Origin of the sequence: Polaribacter sp. KT 15, assembly GCF_900143115.1 — a bacterium.
GTDB classification, from domain to species: Bacteria; Bacteroidota; Bacteroidia; order Flavobacteriales; family Flavobacteriaceae; genus Polaribacter; species Polaribacter marinaquae.
This window is the reverse complement of the sequence record NZ_LT670850.1, coordinates 39384-58185: the sequence shown is the minus strand read 5'-3', so window position 1 is coordinate 58185 and position 18802 is coordinate 39384. Positions and strand designations below refer to the sequence as shown.

Below are 18802 nucleotides of genomic sequence, written 5' to 3'. Positions count from 1 at the left end.
TGTTAATTGCAAAAATAGGTAATTTAACAGATTTATAAACTCGATTTTTGATGTTTTTCTATCATTGCTAAAATGTGATTTCCGCGAGCTTTACAGCCTTTGCTTTCGTGTATAATTTTTGTTAGTATTAAATGTTTTAATTCAGGATGAATCCATTCTTTTTCTAAGCCAAAAAAGTACAAAGTATTCATTGTATAAGCTCTAACCGCAATTTTTTGTGGTGTAATTAACCAATCAAATCCTGTTTCAACGATGTTGTCTATATGTTTTTTGGTTAATGTTTTTTGAACATCATTTTCTTTTTTAGCATAATAAGCAGTTGCCAAATGTTCACAAATTTTAGCACAAGGTCTTATAGCGCTGTCAAATTTTACATTGTAAATTTCAGTTGTAAAAGTATCTAAATGTGGTAAAATCCAGTTTATGTGATTATGTGTGCAAATCCATTCTAAAATCCAAGCAGCTTTAATAGATGTTTTATCATCAACGTTAAAAGTAATTGATACCAAATCTTTAAATAAATCTGGATTATCTAATACAATATTTGCAACTCTTTGGCGGTTATCTCTTTTAGGATTTGCCATATTATTAAGTTGCTCTGTTATATAAAGTAAATTTGAATTTGGCACTATTAATGTATATTTGTTTTAAAAATTTTGTTTAAATGATAAATATAAAAAGACTGTTTTTGATTTTATGCTTTTTCTCTTGTTTTTTAACAACTGAAAGGATTAATGCTCAAAAAATAAATCAGTTTGATGCGAATAAGAAAAGAACTGGTGTTTGGAAAAAATATTATCCTAATAAACGTGTGCGTTATACTGGCCAGTTTAAAAACGGAAAAGAAGTTGGTGTTTTTAAGTTTTACGACATAAGAACTTCTGATCATCCTGTCATAATAAAAACTTTTTTTGAGGATTCTGATTCTCTTTTTGTTCAATTTTATACTTTAAAAGGAAAGATTAAAACTGAAGGCGTTTTAAATGATAGAAAAAGAGTAGGGAATTGGCAATATTTTTATCCTGACGGAACTTTAATGTCTGAAGAAAATTATAAAAATGGAAAACTCGATGGCGAACAGTTGGTATATTATCCTAACGGACAAGTCACTGAATTTGCTACTTATAAAAACGGATTGTTAGATGGTGTAACTAGTAAATATTCTAGTAAAGGAGTTTTAATTGAAGAAGTTACATATAAAGAAGGTAAACCAAACGGATTAGCAAAATATTTTGAATTGAATGGTAATCTTAAAGAAACCGGAACTTATAAAAATGGTGTTCGAGTTGGTAAATGGGAATATTATTTAGACGGAGAACTTGCTACAGATTTAGAAAAAAAGAAAAAAAGTACGTTTACACGAAAAAAAGACAATTAATTGATAACATAAACTAATATATCTATCAATTTTTTCAATCTTTAAAACCATTTCTAATTCGTACATTTGCAAACTCAAAAATAGATAATGAAAAGAGTAGTTGTTGGTCTTTCTGGTGGTGTAGATTCTAGTGTTACTGCACATTTATTAAAAGAACAAGGTTACGAAGTTATTGGGCTTTTTATGAAAAATTGGCACGATGATTCTGTAACTATTTCTAATGAGTGCCCATGGTTAGAAGATAGTAATGATGCAATGATTGTTGCAGAAAAGTTAGGTATTCCGTTTCAAGTAGTAGATTTAAGTGAACAATATAAAGAACGTATTGTAGATTATATGTTCGATGAATATTCTAAAGGAAGAACGCCAAACCCAGACGTACTTTGTAATAGAGAAATTAAGTTTGATGTTTTTATGGACATTGCCTTAAAGTTAGGTGCAGACTATGTTGCAACGGGGCATTATTGTAGAAAAGGAGAAGAAATTATAAACGGTAAATCTGTTTATAAATTATTAGCTGGTAAAGATAACAACAAAGACCAATCTTATTTTTTGTGTCAATTATCGCAAGAGCAATTAACAAAAGCTTTATTTCCAATAGGGGAATTAACAAAACCACAAGTTAGAGAAATTGCCAAAGAAGCAGATTTAATTACTGCAGAAAAGAAAGATTCGCAAGGTTTGTGTTTTATTGGTAAAGTTAGATTACCAGAGTTTTTACAGCAAAAATTGCAACCTAAAACTGGTGAAATTGTTACAATTCCTTCAGATTTTGAACAATACACAAAACCAACACCAGAATTTAAAAATAAAGAAGCAGCTTTAAAGTATTATGCTACTAAGTTTTCTTATCATAAAAACGATGGTAAAATTGTTGGTAAACACCAAGGAGCTCACTATTTTACAAAAGGACAACGTAAAGGTTTAAATGTTGGCGGAACAAAAGAGGCTTTGTATGTTATTGAAACGGATGTAAATGAAAATGTTATTTACACAGGTGAAGGTAAAAACCATCAAGGGTTATACAGAAATGTATTGTTTGTTGCTAATGAAGAAATTCATTGGATTCGTGAAGATTTAACCCTTAAAACCGGCGAAAATTTAGACGTCGAAGCTAGAATAAGATATAGACAGGCTTTAGAAAAAGCCACTTTACATAAAGTTGAAACAGGTTTGTATGTAGAATTTGAAAATAAACAATCTGCAATACAAGAAGGACAATTTGTTGCCTGGTATTTAGACGAAGAATTGCTCGGGTCTGGAGTAATTTCGTAAGCTTTAAATTTATAAAATCATAAAAAAGTAGTAATTTCGAAAACATGAAGAAATTACTACTTTTTTTGTTTGCAATTACTTTTTTTCAAGCAAAGGCACAAGAAGATGCTTGGTTGTTTTTAAAGGATAAACCTAGTGCAGAAACATATTTAGAAAACCCGCTTCTAATGTTATCTCAAAGAGCATTAGATAGAAGAAATAAACTAAATATAGCGGTTGGTTTAATTGATGTTCCTATAGAAAACACATATATAGAAACACTAAAAACTACTAATGGTATAACAGTTTTAGGTGCTTCTAAATGGTTAAATGCAGTTCATATTCAAGCTACACAAAGTGATATTGAAAATGCTAAACAAAATTTAAGTTTTATAGATTATATAGAATATGCCAATAAATCTTTAAATCAAGCGGCAAGAAAGGGTAAGAAAATCAAACAAAATCATCAGAATAAATTTAATAATTCTATGACTGATTTTACCTACGGAAGTACTAAAAATCAAATTGAAATGTTAAAAGGAGATTTTTTACACGGAATTAATTTAACCGCCAAAAACCAAATTATAGCAGTTATTGATGCGGGTTTTCCAAACGTAAATACATTACAGGCATTTCAGAGATTAAGAGATAATGATAAGATTTTAGGAGGTTATGATTTTGTAGAAAGAAGTACAGATTTTTATTCAGGTCATAATCATGGTACAAATGTACTTTCTACAATTGGTGGTTATATAGAAAATGAATTTGTTGGTTCAGCGCCAGATGCTTCATTCTACTTATTTAGAACAGAAAATGCCTCAGTAGAAGTTCCTTTAGAGGAAACATTATGGGTAGAAGCAGCAGAAAGAGCAGATAGTTTAGGTGTTGATGTAATAAATACATCTTTGGGGTATTCTACTTTTGATAATCCAGATTACAATTATAATTATAATGATATGGATGGAAAAACTACATTTATATCTAGAGGAGCAGAAGTTGCTGCAAACCGTGGAATTTTAGTTGTTAATTCTGCCGGAAATTCTGGTACTGATTCTTGGAAATATATTACAGCACCTGCAGATGCTGCATCTGTAATTACAGTAGGTTCTGTAGATAGTAATGGAAATATATCTAGTTTTAGTTCTTTTGGACCAACTTCTGATGGAAGAATTAAACCAGAAATTTTAGCGCAGGGTACTGCATCGGCTATTATTAATCATACAGATAATTCTATTTCAAGCGCTAGTGGTACTTCTTTTTCTGCTCCAATAATGGCAGGTTTAATAGCTTGTTTAAATGACACAGGAAATATAATTTTTAAAACGTCAAATAAAAAAGATCAAGCAAAACAATTAAACAATCGAATTCAAAAGTTAAAACAGTCTATAATAGAATCTGCTGATAAATTTAATAATCCAACAGATCAGCATGGTTACGGAATTCCTAATTTTGAAACTGCTTACAATAGTTTTTTAGTAAGCTTATCTACAGAAAATAATTCAATAAAAAATGTAGAAGTTTATCCAAATCCGGTTTTAAATGAGCTTAATATTACTATTGATAATCTTCATTTAAGTGAAACCAAAGTTACAGTTTATACAATTCTTGGTAAAAAGATTTTAACCTTTGAAAATAAAAAAAATATAGATGTTTCATCTTTAAAGTCAGGTGTTTATTTATTGAAAATTAAAAATGGGACTTCTTTAAAATCACTTAAATTTATTAAAAAATAAAATTTTATCTCTCTAACAAGATGACAAATAAAATAACAGAATTATTTAAAATAAAATATCCTATAGTTCAAGGTGGCATGATTTGGGTATCTGGTTATAAATTAGCAGCAGCAGTATCTAATGCAGGTGGATTAGGACTAATTGGTGCAGGTTCGATGTATCCAGAAGTTCTAAGAGAACATATACAGAAATGTAAAAAAGCAACTACAAAACCATTTGGTGTTAATGTACCAATGTTATATCCTGATATTGAAAAAATAATAGAAATTATTGTTGAAGAAGGTGTTAAAATAGTTTTTACTTCTGCGGGTAACCCTAAAACTTATACTTCTTTCCTCAAAGAAAAAGGTATTACTGTTGTACATGTTGTTAGTTCTGTAAAGTTTGCATTAAAATCTGAGGCTGCGGGTGTTGATGCCGTTGTTTGTGAAGGTTTTGAAGCTGGTGGACATAATGGTCGAGAAGAAACTACAACTTTTACGTTAATACCAATGGTTAAAGAGCAATTGAAAATTCCGGTTATTGCAGCAGGAGGAATTGGAACGGGTAGAGGAATGCTTGCAGCAATGGTTTTAGGTGCAGATGCAGTGCAAATTGGTAGTAGATTTGCGGCTACAGAAGAATCTTCTGCACATTCTAATTTTAAGAAAACTATTATTGATGTTAAAGATGGTGATACACAATTAACATTAAAAGAATTGGCACCAGTTAGGCTGATTAAAAATAATTTTTACAATCAAATACAAGAATTATATCAACAAAATCCGACTTTAGAAGAAATTAAAGATCTTTTAGGTAGAGCACGTGCAAAAAAAGGAATGTTTGAAGGTGATTTAGAAAATGGTGAATTAGAAATAGGGCAAGTAGCCGGATTAATACATAAAATTAAACCAGCTAAAGAAGTTTTAGATGAAATTATTGCAGAATTTACTACTGTTAAAGCATTAATTGCCAGTATTTAAGTTATTTTCTAAAATAAAAGTAAATAAACTTGGTTATTTAATTTTATTGGCATTATCTTTGTAACTCAATAAACGTTGTTAGTAATTAAACAAGCAACATATTTAATATTATTATAATGAATAAAGGTACCGTAAAATTTTTCAATGAATCTAAAGGATTCGGATTCATCACTGAAGAAGGAACAAACAAAGAACATTTTGTACATGTGTCAGGTTTAGTTGACGAAATTCGTGAAAACGATGAAGTTGAGTTTGACTTACAAGATGGAAGAAAAGGATTAAACGCAGTAAACGTAAGAGTTATATAATTATATATTATTACTAGTTAAATTTTTATCTAAAAGCCTATCAATTATTGATAGGCTTTTTTTATTTTAGTCATTAAAAAATTAATATGAAAGATGGTAGACAAAGAAAAAACGTACAATCGGGTATTTTTGTAGAAATTGTACAAAAACATCATCAATCTTCGGGTGAATTAACCAAAGGTGTTGTACAGAAAATATTAACCAAATCTAAAAACCATCCTTACGGAATAAAAGTACAATTAGAATCTGGTTTGGTTGGTAGAGTAAAGAATATTCTAGATTAAGTTTTTCTTCTATTTGTCTAAAACTTTAATTTCATAAAGCTTTCTACTTTTATTATTTAATTTGTTTTCTCTTAACCAAGGATTGTGAATTTTTAATTCTTTATAATTCATTCCGTAGTTTTTAGCAAAGTTAGTCAGGTTGGTAATTACAGTATCAACCTTAACTGTTCTTGTTTTTTCAAGAGTATAAAGATCAGACTCTTCGAAAACAAATCCATATTTCTTTGGATTCGAAATTATTTCTTTTAAAGCAATTATCCTAAATATGTAACGCTCTGTTTCATCAGGAAGTAAAGCATCGTAATAACTGCTTACTTGTTGCGTTTCTAATCTTTTAGAAACACCATAATTACCAGCGTTATATGCAGCAGCAGCTAACGTCCAAGAACCTAATTTGCTTTTAGATTTCTTTAAGTATTCTGCTGCAACTCTAGTAGATTTTTCAATATTATAACGTTCGTCTACGTTTTTATTAATTTCTAATCCGTATTCTTTACCTGTGGCTCTCATAAAATGCCACATACCAGCAGCACCAACAGAAGAAGTTTCATCTGTAAAACCACTTTCGGCTAAAGCTAAAAACTTAAAATCATCAGGTAAATTATATTTTTTTAATAATGGTTCTATTATTGGAAGATATTTATTGGCTCTCTTTATAAGCAATAATCCATTCGATTGCCAATAGGTATTTACAAGTAATTCGCGTTCCATTCTTTCTCTTACATCATTAATTTCCAAAGGAACTCTTTCTCCTGCAAGGTTTAATCCTTCAGGTAATTTAAGAGATTTAATTTTGTAAGTTCTATGTGTAAGTGTTTCCGGATCTGTATCAGATTTATGTACACCGTTAAAAAAAACGATGGTTATAAGAGTTACACTTAGTAAAGAAAATATGCGTTGTAAAGATTTCATAATATCAATTTTACCATAAATGTATGGAAAACACTTTAGTTTAAAAAGTTAAAACGTCATCAATAATCTTAGATATTTTTTTTGCTTTAGTTAATATCATGATATGTGTTCCGCCTTTGATTTCTATAGCGTTTTTTACATTTTTAATAGGAAATACGGTGTCTTTAGTTCCGTGAATATGTACAATATCTTCTAAAGGACTAATTTGTTCCCATTTAAGTACATTGTAAATAGACCATTTAAGGTATTTCTTACTTCTAACAGAAAGATATTTCTTATATAATTCTGCTTTTTTCTTTAAAGATTTACCAAGAAAATACCTTGCATAATCTTCAAAATTCTCTACAATTACTGTAGGAAAAAACTTGTAAACCTTTGTAAATTTTGCCAGTTTAAATTTTTTAGGCAATTCGCCTTGATTTTTAACACTAGAAATAATAATTACTTTCTTAGGATTTACAAATTTGGCAATTTCTTGTACCATAATTCCGCCGAAAGAAACACCAACTAAAACAGGATTTTTTTCTTTAATTTCATCACTTAACCTGCATGCATAATTATCTATATCTTCTTCTAAAGCCAGTGGTTTGATCCATTTTAAATAATGAAAAGTATACTTTTCTGGATCTAATTCTAAATTTTCAAAAATTTCTGGACCCGCAGCTAAACCGGGCATAAAATATATAGGGGTTTTATTCATTTAAATTATTTGTATTTTGTCGACATTAGAGCATCAAAACAAATGCCAAATTTACTTTTTCTTAATGTTAATTTAATCTTAAAGGTTTGTAAAATTTAATCTTACAGAACCATCTTCGTCTATTTCAGTTAAGATTACTTTATGAAGTGTATTTACCAATGCAGGATTCCATGGAGTTTTTACTTTTACGTAATTTTCTGTAAAGCCATGTATATATCCTTCTTTATTTTCACTTTCAAACAGAACAGTTAAAGTATTACCTAATTGACTTTCATAAAAAGCTCTACGTTTTTTTGCAGATAAACCTCTAAGCATTTTACTTCTTTTTGCTCTTACTTTTTTAGGAACTACGCCTTCAAATTCAACAGCTTCTGTATTAGGCCTTTCAGAATAGGTAAAAACATGTAAGTACGAAATATCCATTTCGTTTAAATAATTATATGTTTCTAAAAATAATTCGTCTGTTTCACCAGGGAAACCAACAATAACATCAACACCAATACAAGCATTTGGCATAACTTCTTTAATACGAGTAACCCTGTTTGTATAAGTATTTGTTAAGTATCTACGTTTCATTTTATTTAATAAAACATCGCTACCAGATTGTAAAGGAATATGAAAATGAGGTACAAAAGAAGAAGATTTAGAAACAAAGTCTATAGTTTCATCTTTTAATAGATTTGGTTCTATAGATGAGATTCTTAAACGATGAATTCCATTTACTTTATCTAGTTCTTTAACAAGTTCTAAAAAGGTATGTTCGTGTTTTTTATTACCAAACTCACCTTTACCATAATCACCAATATTTACGCCAGTTAATACAATTTCTTTAATACCTTTAGAAGAAATTTCTTTGGCGTTAGAAATTACGTTTTCTAAAGTATCACTTCTAGAGATTCCTCTAGCTAGTGGTATTGTACAATATGTACACTTATAATCGCAACCATCTTGAACCTTTAAAAACGCTCTTGTTCTGTCTCCAATAGAATAAGAACCAACATAAAAATCGGCATCAGAAATTTCACACGAATGTACTTCTCCAACATTGTTTTTAGTTAAATCATTTATGTAAGAAGTAACATTAAATTTTTCTGTTGCACCAAGTACTAAATCTACACCATCTACTGCAGCTAATTCTTCTGGTTTAAGTTGCGCGTAACAACCAACTGCTATTAAAAATGCATCATCATTTTTCTTTAAAGCATTTTTTACAATAGATTTAAAACGTTTATCTGCATTGTCTGTAACAGAGCATGTATTTATTACATATACATCTGCTTTCTCTTCAAACTCTACACGTTTAAAACCTTCATTAACAAAATTTCTAGCAATAGTAGATGTTTCAGAGAAGTTAAGTTTACAACCTAAAGTATAAAAAGCTACCTTTTTTTCTGCGACCATTTTTATGATTTTTGCAAATGCAAAAGTACGATTTTATTGATGATTTTTAAAATGGATCGATTACATATTAATAAATGGTTAAATAGTAAAATTATAAACTATTCATTAACTTGATATTACATTTTATTTTTTTACTTAATTAATCGCTTTTTAATCTCTAAATTTTATTTTTGAAGTTTAAAAATATATTATAATGATAATTGATAATTTGAAAACACCATATTATGCTGTAGTTTTTTCAACAATTTTAACCGGTAATATAAAAGGTTATGAAGAAATGGCTGATAAAATGGAGATGTTAGCAAAAAAACAACCTGGTTATTTAGGTATCGAATCTGCTAGAAAAAGTATTGGCATTACTGTTTCTTATTGGAGTTCTTTAGAGGCTATAACTGCTTGGAAAAACAATGTAGAACATACAGAAGCTAGAGAATTAGGTAGAAAAAAATGGTACAAGAAATATCGTTTACGTATTTGTAAAGTAGAAAGAGAATATGGTTTTGAGAGCTAATAACTTTTTCTTATGATAATTTTTGTTGCTTTTGTTTGAATTCTATTTTTTAGTAAATAAGTTATTGAACCAAACAAAAATTTAAATTCTGTAGCTTTAAGCATTAAACGGCTAAACTTTAATAACCTACCAAATTCACTTTTTAAGTTTTTAGAGTAAGTTGATAAAAAATCTTCACTGTAGTCATTGTTTTTTAGACTAGCCTCAATAGATTTTGCACAAATGATACCAGACATCATTCCTGTACCAACACCTTCTTTGTAAAAAGGATTTGTTAAGCCAGCAGCATCACCAACCAACATAAATCTATTTCCGTATACTTTATTTTTACCAAAATTATAAGGAATACTCCATCCTCGCCACGAATCAATTTTAATAGCATTTGTAAATTTATACGCTACTTTAGGATGGTTTTTAATTATTGATTCTACTTGCTCGACTAAATTAATATTATGTTTTAATACCAATTTTGCATTTCCGCCTAAACTTATATTTACAGATCCATCAGAAAGAGGAAAAATATAGAAAAATAATGGAATTTTTTTATAAATGATCCTTATTTCAGCTTCGTTAGTTTTAGATAAGTTGGTAACATTTTTAAAATAACCGTTTACAAATGTAGATGTTAAGTTTTTTTGAAGTTTATTTCCGGCTAGCTTTCTACTAACAATAGAGTTAACACCATCTGCACCAATAACAATTTTACTTAAAATTTCTTTACCATCTTTTAGCTTGATGAGAACACCGTCTTTAAGTTCAGTTATATTTTTAACTCCATTACCAAAATCAAAAGAAGCATATTTATCAGAAATATTCTTAACTAAAAAGTCATCAAAATCGAATCTTTTAGCATAAGTTATTACCATGTTTCGATCTTTACTTTCTTTAAAGTTGATATCTACATTATTATTTACATGTAGTTTAATATTTTTACTATGTATAAATTTAGGGTGATTTAAAAATTTTTCAAACAAACCTTCATCTATTAAGCGTAAAGCTTTGTAAGCATATAAAATCAATCCATCGCCACAAGTTTTATTTCTAGGAAAAGTAGATTTATCTATGATGTAATGTGGTATTTTCATCTTTGATAAAGTCAAAGATGTGCTTGCACCCGATGGGCCAGCACCAATAATACAAACATCAGTTTTTATCATAGCTATTGGGTGAATCTCTTTTGTTAATTTTAGCTAATTTACTTAATCTTTCCAATTAATTTTTGATAGAATAGGGAAGTGGTCTGAGTTTTTATTTTCTAAAGTTAAAAATTGATTGACTATAGCATCTTTATCTGTTAAAATAAAATCTATTCTTAACGGAAACCAATAAGAAAAAGATTTACCAAAACCTTTACCAGCTTCTATAAAAGCATCTTTCTTGTTATCTGATATTTGATGGTATAACCAAGAGTAAGAAGTATTGTTAAAATCGCCGCTTATAATTTTTTTACCAGTCCATAGTTTTTCATGTGCTAAAAAAATATTGGTTTGTTCTGCTTGTTTTTTAAATGAATTTGAAACTCGTTTTATTAATTTTTCTGAATTTTCTTCACCAAAATTTTCCTCGTTAGGCTTAATTCTTAGAGATTCGAAATGAACGTTATAAATTCTTATGGTGTCTTTATTCTTAATTATATCTGCAAAAATTATATTATTTCCTTTACTATCTAAATCTAGCGAACCTGAATTTACAATTTTATATTTAGAATAAATTGCCAATCCATATTGACTCTTTTTTGATCTAAGTTTGATGTATTTATAAGGAAACGATAATTTATTTTTTTTTGACTTATAATATTCTTGAATAACTAAAATGTCTGGATTTTTATCAGAAATAAAATCAAAACCATTAGAAAAGTTGCTACTGTCTTTTGATTTTGTAAATAAATCGAAAGCTTTTACGTTATAACTCATCACTTTTAAATCGGAATTTAAAGAAGAATTATTACTTGAAATTTTGTAAAAAGGAGGTGTGAAAAGCCATCCAACAATTAAAACTATTATTGATATTAAAAACTGACGTTTAAGTTTTAACAACCAATAAATAACAAAAACAAGATTTATAATTAGTAAAAAGGGGACAAATAAACTTAAAATAGCAAACACCGGAACAACACTTGGCGATATAAATGGCAACAAGTAAGAAAGTAACAGTAATGTTGCAGCAAGAGAGTTCAATAAATAAAGAACTTTGTCTAAAAAAGATAAGTTTTTCATATTATTTTTTCCCTTGTTTAAATAAAAACTCTTTTTCTTGTTTCGTTAAAGTGTCATAACCCGATTTACTAATTTTATCTAAAATTTGATCAACTTGTTCTTGGTTAAGGCTATTTGTTTTTGGCTTCGTTTTTTTAGTTTTCTTAGAATTATAAACAGTTTTTAATTTCTTTTCTTTCTTTTTAAATAGAGAAGAAAATATTTCAGAAAAGTTGATTTCTTTATTACTTGCTTGTCTCACATACAAAAAGCCTAATAAACTTCCACCTAAATGAGAAAAACTACCACCCGCATTAGCACCAATTAACCCAATAAAGTCAAAAGCTAGCCAAATTACTGCTAAATGCCATAATTTTAAAAAGCCTAACAAAGGTATTTTTATTTGATAATTTGGCATATATGTAACAATACCTATAAATATTGCTGATACCCCGGCAGATGCACCAACCAATCTAGAAGATTCACCATCAAATAAAGGAAAATAATTTTGACTTAACATAAAAAATAATCCGCCAAATAAGGTTCCTAAAATATAAAATGTTAGCGCTTGTTTTTGAGTAAAATATTGAATAAAAAGATTGCCTATAAAATATAGCGTTATCATATTAAACAACAGGTGAATAAAATCTGCGTGCAAGAATCCGTACGAAATAATAGACCAAGGTCTTGATATAAAAATGTTTAATTTGTCATCTAAAGAAAACCACTCGAAAACAAAATCCTGATTACTTTTATATAAACCAGAAAATACCTTAAGAATAAGTGTTACTAAAAAAACACCTACATTTATATAGATTAGTTTTTCTATAATATTACCAGATTTATACTTGTATTTTAGATTGTCTATAAAACTCATTATGAAATTTTAAATTGATTTTTTTTCCAATAGTAAGCAATTATAAAACCTATTAAAGCACCACCAATGTGTGCAAAATGAGCAACACTACCAACAGAATAGTTGGTCATTCCGAAAAATAAATCTCCTAAAATCATTAACGGAATAAAATATTTAGCAGCAATCGGAACCGGAAAGAATAATAAGGCCAATTTTGCATCTTTAAAATACAATCCAAAAGCAACTAAAACACCGTAAACAGCACCAGAAGCACCAACTGCAGGCATGTGGTATAAAGAATAAATTTTATCAAACTGAGTTTGTGTTATTGCTGCGTTAACATTAAAACCAGCAGTAGAACCTTTTTCTAAAATAGAAATTACATCTGCATTATTCAAACCAGCACTTATAAATAAATCGTAAATTCCGTTAAATTGATAATAGTTTACAAGAGTATAAATTAAACCTGCGCCTAAACCTGCAGAAAAATAAAAGAATAAAAATTTCTTTTTGCCCCACATTTGCTCTAACGGTGTACCAAAAGCCCACAAACCGTACATATTAAATAAAATATGCGGAAAGCTGGCATGCATAAACATATGAGTTAAGTATTGCCAAAATCCGAAATGACTATTTTTTGGGAAGTGCAATGCTAAAACATTAGTAAGATCTAATTTTAAAAACTGAGGTGCTATAAATAAAATAACATTTATTATAATTAGATGTTTAATTCCGTCTGTAATTTTATTCATAATTAACTATTAAATAAATTATCTATTTGGTTTAAAGTTAGTGTTTTAAAAGTAGCTTTTCCAAACGGAGAAATTGTAGGTTCTTTACAAGAAAATAAATTGTTTACAAGACTTTCTTGTTCTTTTTCTGATAGAAGTGTACCTGTTTTTATAGATAAAGTTTTGGCAAAAGATTTTGCCATTACATCAAAATGACTAAAACTAGCATCTGGTACTTCTAAATTCATATCATTTAACAATTCTTCTAAAATAATTGTTATTTTACTTTCTGTTACAGAAACCGGTATACCTTTAATTGTAACACTATCTTTTGTAAATTCATCAAAAGAAAAACCAGCATTTTCTAATTCTGATTTTATAGTATATATCATTTCTATTTCTGCTGATGAAAATGAAATTTTAACAGGAAATAGCAATTGCTGACTGTTTGCTTCTTTAACGGTAATACTTTCTAAAAATTGTTCGTATAAAACTCTTTGATGTGCTAACGATTGATTGATTAAAACAACACCAGATTTAATCAAACTTATAACATATTTACGGTGTATTTGAAAAGTCTTTTGAGTCTTTTCTTCTTCAACTTGTTCAAATAAGCTTTCTGTTTTATTAGTTTCTGTGCTCTCTATGTTAGTATATAAAGATTCCCAACTTTCTGTTTGTTTTTCTCTTTTGTAATTAAAGTTTGGTTGTGTGTTTTGTTCTTCTTTAAAAGGATTAAAGTCTGGATTGACCGATATAGTTGGTACTGCAGCGGTTTTAGTGCTAGATTTAAAATTGTAAGGTGTATCTAAGTTTGCGTCTCTATTAAAATCTAAAACAGGTGCTACATTGTATTGACCTAAACTATGTTTAACAGTTGCTCTTAGCATAGCATAAAGCGCCTTCTCATTATCAAACTTAATTTCTGTCTTAGTAGGATGAATGTTAATATCTATTGTATTTGCAGGAACTTGTAAATACAAAAAATAGGAGGGATGCGAACCTTGTTCTAATAAACCGTCAAAAGCACTAACTACAGCATGGTTTAAATAAGAACTTTTAATAAATCTGTTATTTACAAAAAAGAATTGTTCGCCCCTTTTTCTTTTAGAAAATTCTGGTTTTGCTACAAAACCTTCAATAGCAACAATATCTGTTTTTTCATCTATCGGAACTAATTTTTCATTCATTTTAGTACCAAAAACAGCTACTATTCTTTGTCTTAAATTTCCGCTTTTAAGATGATATACCTCATTGTTATTATGGTGTAACAAAAAAGAAATGCTAGAATGTGCTAAAGCAACTCGTTGAAACTCGTCTATAATATGACGCGTTTCTACAGTATCAGATTTTAAAAAATTTCTTCTTGCAGGAATGTTATAAAATAGATTTTTAACAGCTAAACTTGTTCCTTCACCGGTAGAAATAAAATCTTGAGAAATTATTTTACTTCCTTCTATTTTAATGCAAGTACCTAATTCTTCTCCTTTAGGTTTTGTTTTTAATTCTACATGAGCAATAGCAGCAATAGAAGCCAAAGCTTCACCTCTAAAACCTTTTGTATTTAAATTAAATAAATCTTCTGCTTTCTGAATTTTTGAAGTTGCATGACGCTCAAAACTCATTCTTGCATCGGTAGTACTCATGCCTTTACCGTCATCAATTACTTGTATTAAAGTTTTTCCTGCATCTTTAATTAGTAATTTAATATTTGTTGCACCAGCGTCTATTGCATTTTCTAGTAATTCTTTAACTACAGATGCAGGACGTTGTACCACTTCTCCTGCAGCAATTTGATTTGCTACATGATCTGGTAAAAGTTGAATAATATCAGACATTAATTATTTATAAATATAGATAAGTCGAAGTCTATTATGTAAAGAAAGATTAAAACTAAAATAGAAATTATAATAATTAAAGTTCTATTTGTTTTCTTATCAGAATTTTTTAAATCTCCAATAGCATCATGAAACTTACCTTTAAGATTTTTATTTTTTCCGGCAGTTGTTCTAAACTGATCTAATTTGTGTTCTATTTTAAAAGGGTTTCCTTCTCCTTTATAATAGCGAGGTTGATAATCAAATTTTTTATTTGTTCTTTTTAGAAATCCCATAATTTTAGTAATAATTGATGAATAGATTTTAGAGTAAATCAATTTTCATACCAATTGAAAAAGGATTCCAAATTTAATTAAATTAAAGGAAACTTACTAAAAATGATGTTAAAACAATTCTTAAAAACCTATGCTTTCGCTTTTTCTGTCTATATTTTTTATAGCAGCCATTTTTATTGCAGCAACAGCACATTCTATACCTTTATTACCTAGTTTACCACCAGATCTATCGATAGATTGTTGCTTTGTATTGTCTGTTAATACACAAAAAATTACAGGCACATCGTATTTAATGTTTAAGTCTACAATACCTTGTGTAACACCTTCACATACAAAATCGAAGTGTTTTGTTTCGCCTTGTATAACATTACCAATTGCTATAATTGCATCTACTTGTTCAGATTCAATCATTTTTTTACAACCGTAAACCAATTCGAAACTTCCAGGAACATCCCAAGAAATTATATTTTCTTTAGAAGTACCACAGTCTAAAAAAGTTTCTATTGCACCTTGTTGTAGGTTTTTTGTGATTTCTCGATTCCATTCAGAAACAACAATCCCAAATCGAAAAGATTTCGCATTTGGGATTGTAGCTTTATCGTAATAAGATAAGTTTGTTGTTGCCATTTAAGTCAGTATTCAGTTTAAGTATGCAGTATTTATAAAACTACTTACTGCAAATTGTTACTGTTATTATTTCGAACTATTGTTCAGAGTATTTTGCAGCATTAATAAATTTATCAACATTTAGACCTTGATCTGATGTTGGATAATTGTCTTTTATTTTTGTAAATAAAGAAGTTGCTTTATCAAACTCTTTTAATTCCATAGCAGTTATACCTGCTTTATATAAAAATAAAGGAGTTGTAAATTCGTTGTCTTTTTTATTTGCTGCTTTTTCGTAGTATTCTAAAGCTTGTTCTGGTTGGTTAATATCTGCAAAAGCATCACCAACTGCACCTAGAGTAATAGGACCTAACATTTCATCATCAGAATCAAATTTTTCTAAATGATTTATTGCTTTATCATACTGCTTCATTTCTAAATAAGAAACACCTGCATAGTAATTAGCTAAATTTCCAGCGTTTGTTCCGCTATAATTATCTGCGATGTCTAAGAAACCATATTTACCATCTGCACCTTCTAGACCTAAATTTAATAAAGAATCGATACCAGAACCAGCTGTAGAAGCCATGTCGTAGTATTTTCTAGGAAAAGCCAATTCGTTAGAAGCTTCTAATTCGTTTGGTTCAGAAATGTAATTATTATAACCTAGGTAAGCTAAAAATAAAACAACTACTGCAATTAAAGAGTAAAATAACGGCTTGCTATTTTTTTCTATCCATTGTTCAGATTTAGAAGCAGTTTCGTCTAAAGTGTTTAAAACTCCAGCTGTTTCAAATTCAGAATCATCAAATTGTTGTTGCTCTTTTTTACCTTCTGGTTTATATTTTTTCTTGTATGTAGCCATGCTTAGTTTAAAATTAGTGGCGACAAAAATAGTTTTTTTAATTGGATTTTAAAAGCACATATTTCGCAAAATTTTCAATAATTTGCAATTCTTTTTAAAGAACAAAACTTATTCATGTATTTACAAAAACTTTCTTTAGTTAATTTTAAAAATATCGAATCGCAATCTTTTGATTTTCAGCAAAAAATAAATTGTTTTGTTGGTAATAATGGTGTTGGTAAAACAAATGTTTTAGATGCTATTTATTATTTGTCTTTTGCAAAAAGTTACTTTAATTCTGTCGCAACACAGAATATTAGACACGGAGAATCTTTTTTTATGATCGAAGGAGATTACAATTTAAACGACAGAAATGAAAAGATTGTATGTAGTTTAAAAAAAGGTCAAAAGAAGGTTTTAAAGAGAAATGGTAAAAATTACGACAAGTTTTCTGATCATATTGGTCAATTACCTTTAGTCATAATTTCACCTGCAGATAGAGATTTAGTAACAGAAGGTAGTGATACAAGAAGAAAATTTATAGATGGTGTTATTTCGCAGCAAAATAAAAGTTATTTAAAAGACCTAATTGCCTATAATAAAATACTGAGTCAAAGAAACGCCTTGTTAAAGTATTTTGCGGCTAATAGAACTTTTGATGCATTAAATTTAAATGTATATGATGAGCAATTATGTGAATACGGTACAAGAATTTATGAGGTTAGAAAAGTCTTTTTAGAGAAATTTATTCCTATTTTTAATGAGAAATATCAAATAATTTCTGATGACAAAGAACATGTAAACTTGGTTTATAAAAGTCAGTTACACGATTTTTCTTTAAAAGAATTATTTCAGAAATCTTTAGATAAAGATAAAATAATACAGTATACTACATCTGGTATACATAAAGACGATTTAAGTTTCGAGATAGGAAATTATCCTATTAAAAAATTTGGCTCACAAGGGCAACAAAAGTCTTATTTAATCGCTTTAAAATTTGCGCAGTTCGAGTTTATAAAGCAACAAGCTAGCGTAACACCTATTTTATTGTTAGATGATATTTTTGATAAATTAGATGAAAGTAGAGTGTTGCAAATTATCAATTTAGTTAATAATGATGAATTTGGACAAATTTTTATAACAGATACACATTCTGAAAGAACAGAAAACATCGTAAAACAAAGTAATAAACCTTATCAAATATTTAAATTATAATGTCTAAAAGAGAAAATGATTCTTTTTCAATTGAAGATTTAATGCAACTTTTTATCAAAGAAAACAATTTGACAAAAGGAATGCAAAAGATTAAAATTGAAGAATCTTGGACCAAAATGATGGGGCCAGGAGTTGCAAATCATACAACATCTGTTAAACTACAAAATAAAACGCTTGTTGTACAATTGACTTCTTCTGTTTTAAGAGAAGAATTGAGTTATGGTAAAGATAAAATTGCTAAAATGTTAAATGAAGAGATTGGTGAAGATGTAATCTCTAAAGTAATGTTGGTATAAAAAAAACTCGTAACAATTAAGTTACGAGTTTTCTAAATATATTTTTAGACTAAGAATTTCTAAAAATTCTTATTAAAATTGCTCTCTTCCAGAAAAGTGAAAGTTTCCTTCAATTTCTGCGTTTTCATCAGAATCAGAACCATGTACAGCATTTTCTCCCATAGAAGTTGCATATAATTTTCTAATTGTACCTTCTGCAGCATCTGCTGGGTTTGTTGCACCAATTAAAGTTCTAAAGTCTTCTACTGCATTTTCTTTTTCTAAAATTGCAGCTACAATTGGTCCGCGAGTCATAAATTCTACTAACTCACCAAAAAACGGACGCTCGTTATGCACAGCATAAAAAGTTTCTGCGTCTGCTTTAGTCATTTGAGTTTTCTTTAAAGCTACTATTCTAAAGCCTGCAGCGTTAATTTTGTCTAAGATAGCACCAGTGTGACCGTTTTCTACAGCATCTGGTTTAAGCATTGTAAATGTTCTATTTGTTGCCATTGTAATTTTTA

General features: G+C 28.7%; 22 protein-coding genes. 9 read left to right on the top strand and 13 right to left on the bottom strand.

The features are described 5' to 3' along the window. Positions 1-32 precede the first annotated feature (32 nt). The gene (locus B5464_RS00305; RefSeq protein ID WP_079736718.1) at positions 33-584 is read right to left on the bottom strand and encodes a hypothetical protein; all 552 of its coding nucleotides are present in this window, start codon (positions 582-584) and stop codon (positions 33-35) included. Positions 585-664: 80 nt separating this feature from the next. Between B5464_RS00305 and B5464_RS00300 the strand changes: the two genes are divergently transcribed. The 6 genes from B5464_RS00300 (at position 665) to B5464_RS00275 (ending at position 5919) form a co-directional block, all read left to right on the top strand. Next, positions 665-1378: a toxin-antitoxin system YwqK family antitoxin gene (locus B5464_RS00300; protein ID WP_079736717.1), complete on the top strand. Its 714-nt coding sequence runs from the start codon at positions 665-667 to the stop codon at positions 1376-1378. A gap of 87 nt (positions 1379-1465) precedes the next feature. Continuing rightward, a complete protein-coding gene (mnmA, locus tag B5464_RS00295) occupies positions 1466-2653 on the top strand; it encodes a tRNA 2-thiouridine(34) synthase MnmA (RefSeq protein WP_079736716.1) in 1188 nt (395 codons plus the stop codon). A 44-nt stretch (positions 2654-2697) separates the two neighbouring features. Then, entirely contained in the window at positions 2698-4365 is a 1668-nt protein-coding gene (locus tag B5464_RS00290; RefSeq protein WP_079736715.1) for a S8 family serine peptidase, read from the top strand. A 20-nt stretch (positions 4366-4385) separates the two neighbouring features. Then, complete coding sequence (locus B5464_RS00285; protein ID WP_079736714.1) at positions 4386-5327, top strand: nitronate monooxygenase family protein; 942 nt, start codon at positions 4386-4388, stop codon at positions 5325-5327. A 116-nt stretch (positions 5328-5443) separates the two neighbouring features. Beyond that, on the top strand, positions 5444-5635 hold the full coding sequence (locus B5464_RS00280; RefSeq protein ID WP_077809452.1) for a cold-shock protein: 192 nt from the start codon (positions 5444-5446) through the stop codon (positions 5633-5635). A gap of 86 nt (positions 5636-5721) precedes the next feature. Further along, positions 5722-5919, top strand: a complete 198-nt coding sequence (locus B5464_RS00275; protein WP_079736713.1) for a YwbE family protein — start codon at positions 5722-5724, stop codon at positions 5917-5919. A 9-nt stretch (positions 5920-5928) separates the two neighbouring features. Here the strand turns inward: B5464_RS00275 and B5464_RS00270 are convergent, their stop codons facing one another. The 3 genes from B5464_RS00270 to mtaB form a co-directional block, all read right to left on the bottom strand. Continuing rightward, the gene (locus B5464_RS00270) at positions 5929-6831 is read right to left on the bottom strand and encodes a lytic transglycosylase domain-containing protein (RefSeq protein ID WP_079736712.1); all 903 of its coding nucleotides are present in this window, start codon (positions 6829-6831) and stop codon (positions 5929-5931) included. 40 nt (positions 6832-6871) lie between these two features. Further along, positions 6872-7531 (bottom strand): alpha/beta hydrolase, encoded by a 660-nt coding sequence (locus B5464_RS00265; protein WP_077809449.1) that lies wholly within the window; start codon positions 7529-7531, stop codon positions 6872-6874. Between the two features lie 78 nt (positions 7532-7609). Further along, a complete protein-coding gene (gene mtaB, locus B5464_RS00260) occupies positions 7610-8932 on the bottom strand; it encodes a tRNA (N(6)-L-threonylcarbamoyladenosine(37)-C(2))-methylthiotransferase MtaB (RefSeq protein ID WP_079736711.1) in 1323 nt (440 codons plus the stop codon). Between the two features lie 193 nt (positions 8933-9125). Here mtaB and B5464_RS00255 point away from each other — a divergent pair, with 193 nt between their 5' ends. Beyond that, a complete protein-coding gene (locus tag B5464_RS00255) occupies positions 9126-9443 on the top strand; it encodes an antibiotic biosynthesis monooxygenase (protein ID WP_079736710.1) in 318 nt (105 codons plus the stop codon). Here B5464_RS00255 and B5464_RS00250 read toward each other — a convergent pair. The 8 genes from B5464_RS00250 to B5464_RS00215 form a co-directional block, all read right to left on the bottom strand. Further along, complete coding sequence (locus B5464_RS00250) at positions 9440-10600, bottom strand: NAD(P)/FAD-dependent oxidoreductase (protein WP_079736709.1); 1161 nt, start codon at positions 10598-10600, stop codon at positions 9440-9442. The genes B5464_RS00255 and B5464_RS00250 overlap by 4 nt on opposite strands. A 42-nt stretch (positions 10601-10642) precedes the next feature. Then, entirely contained in the window at positions 10643-11659 is a 1017-nt protein-coding gene (locus B5464_RS00245) for an endonuclease/exonuclease/phosphatase family protein (RefSeq protein ID WP_079736708.1), read from the bottom strand. A 1-nt stretch (position 11660) separates the two neighbouring features. After that, complete coding sequence (locus B5464_RS00240; RefSeq protein ID WP_079736707.1) at positions 11661-12515, bottom strand: rhomboid family intramembrane serine protease; 855 nt, start codon at positions 12513-12515, stop codon at positions 11661-11663. Continuing rightward, entirely contained in the window at positions 12515-13246 is a 732-nt protein-coding gene (locus B5464_RS00235; protein WP_079736706.1) for a rhomboid family intramembrane serine protease, read from the bottom strand. Before B5464_RS00235 ends, B5464_RS00240 begins: the two co-directional genes overlap by 1 nt. A 2-nt stretch (positions 13247-13248) precedes the next feature. Then, on the bottom strand, positions 13249-15063 hold the full coding sequence (gene mutL / locus B5464_RS00230; protein WP_079736705.1) for a DNA mismatch repair endonuclease MutL: 1815 nt from the start codon (positions 15061-15063) through the stop codon (positions 13249-13251). Beyond that, a complete protein-coding gene (locus B5464_RS00225) occupies positions 15063-15338 on the bottom strand; it encodes a riboflavin synthase subunit beta (protein WP_077809441.1) in 276 nt (91 codons plus the stop codon). Before B5464_RS00225 ends, mutL begins: the two co-directional genes overlap by 1 nt. A gap of 120 nt (positions 15339-15458) precedes the next feature. After that, complete coding sequence (gene ribH, locus B5464_RS00220) at positions 15459-15965, bottom strand: 6,7-dimethyl-8-ribityllumazine synthase (protein WP_079736704.1); 507 nt, start codon at positions 15963-15965, stop codon at positions 15459-15461. A 76-nt stretch (positions 15966-16041) separates the two neighbouring features. Beyond that, positions 16042-16809 carry a tol-pal system YbgF family protein gene (locus B5464_RS00215; protein WP_079736703.1) on the bottom strand — a complete coding sequence of 256 codons (768 nt, stop codon included), beginning with the start codon at positions 16807-16809 and terminating at the stop codon, positions 16042-16044. A 114-nt stretch (positions 16810-16923) separates the two neighbouring features. Here B5464_RS00215 and B5464_RS00210 point away from each other — a divergent pair, with 114 nt between their 5' ends. After that, positions 16924-18003, top strand: a complete 1080-nt coding sequence (locus tag B5464_RS00210) for a DNA replication/repair protein RecF (protein WP_079736702.1) — start codon at positions 16924-16926, stop codon at positions 18001-18003. Beyond that, positions 18003-18299: a DUF721 domain-containing protein gene (locus tag B5464_RS00205; protein WP_077809437.1), complete on the top strand. Its 297-nt coding sequence runs from the start codon at positions 18003-18005 to the stop codon at positions 18297-18299. The genes B5464_RS00210 and B5464_RS00205 overlap by 1 nt, the downstream gene beginning before the upstream one ends. 72 nt (positions 18300-18371) lie before the next feature. On the opposite strand, the gene B5464_RS00200 is transcribed toward B5464_RS00205, so the two are convergent. After that, positions 18372-18791, bottom strand: coding sequence for a nucleoside-diphosphate kinase (locus B5464_RS00200; protein WP_077809436.1), 420 nt, complete (start codon positions 18789-18791; stop codon positions 18372-18374). Positions 18792-18802: the final 11 nt, after the last annotated feature.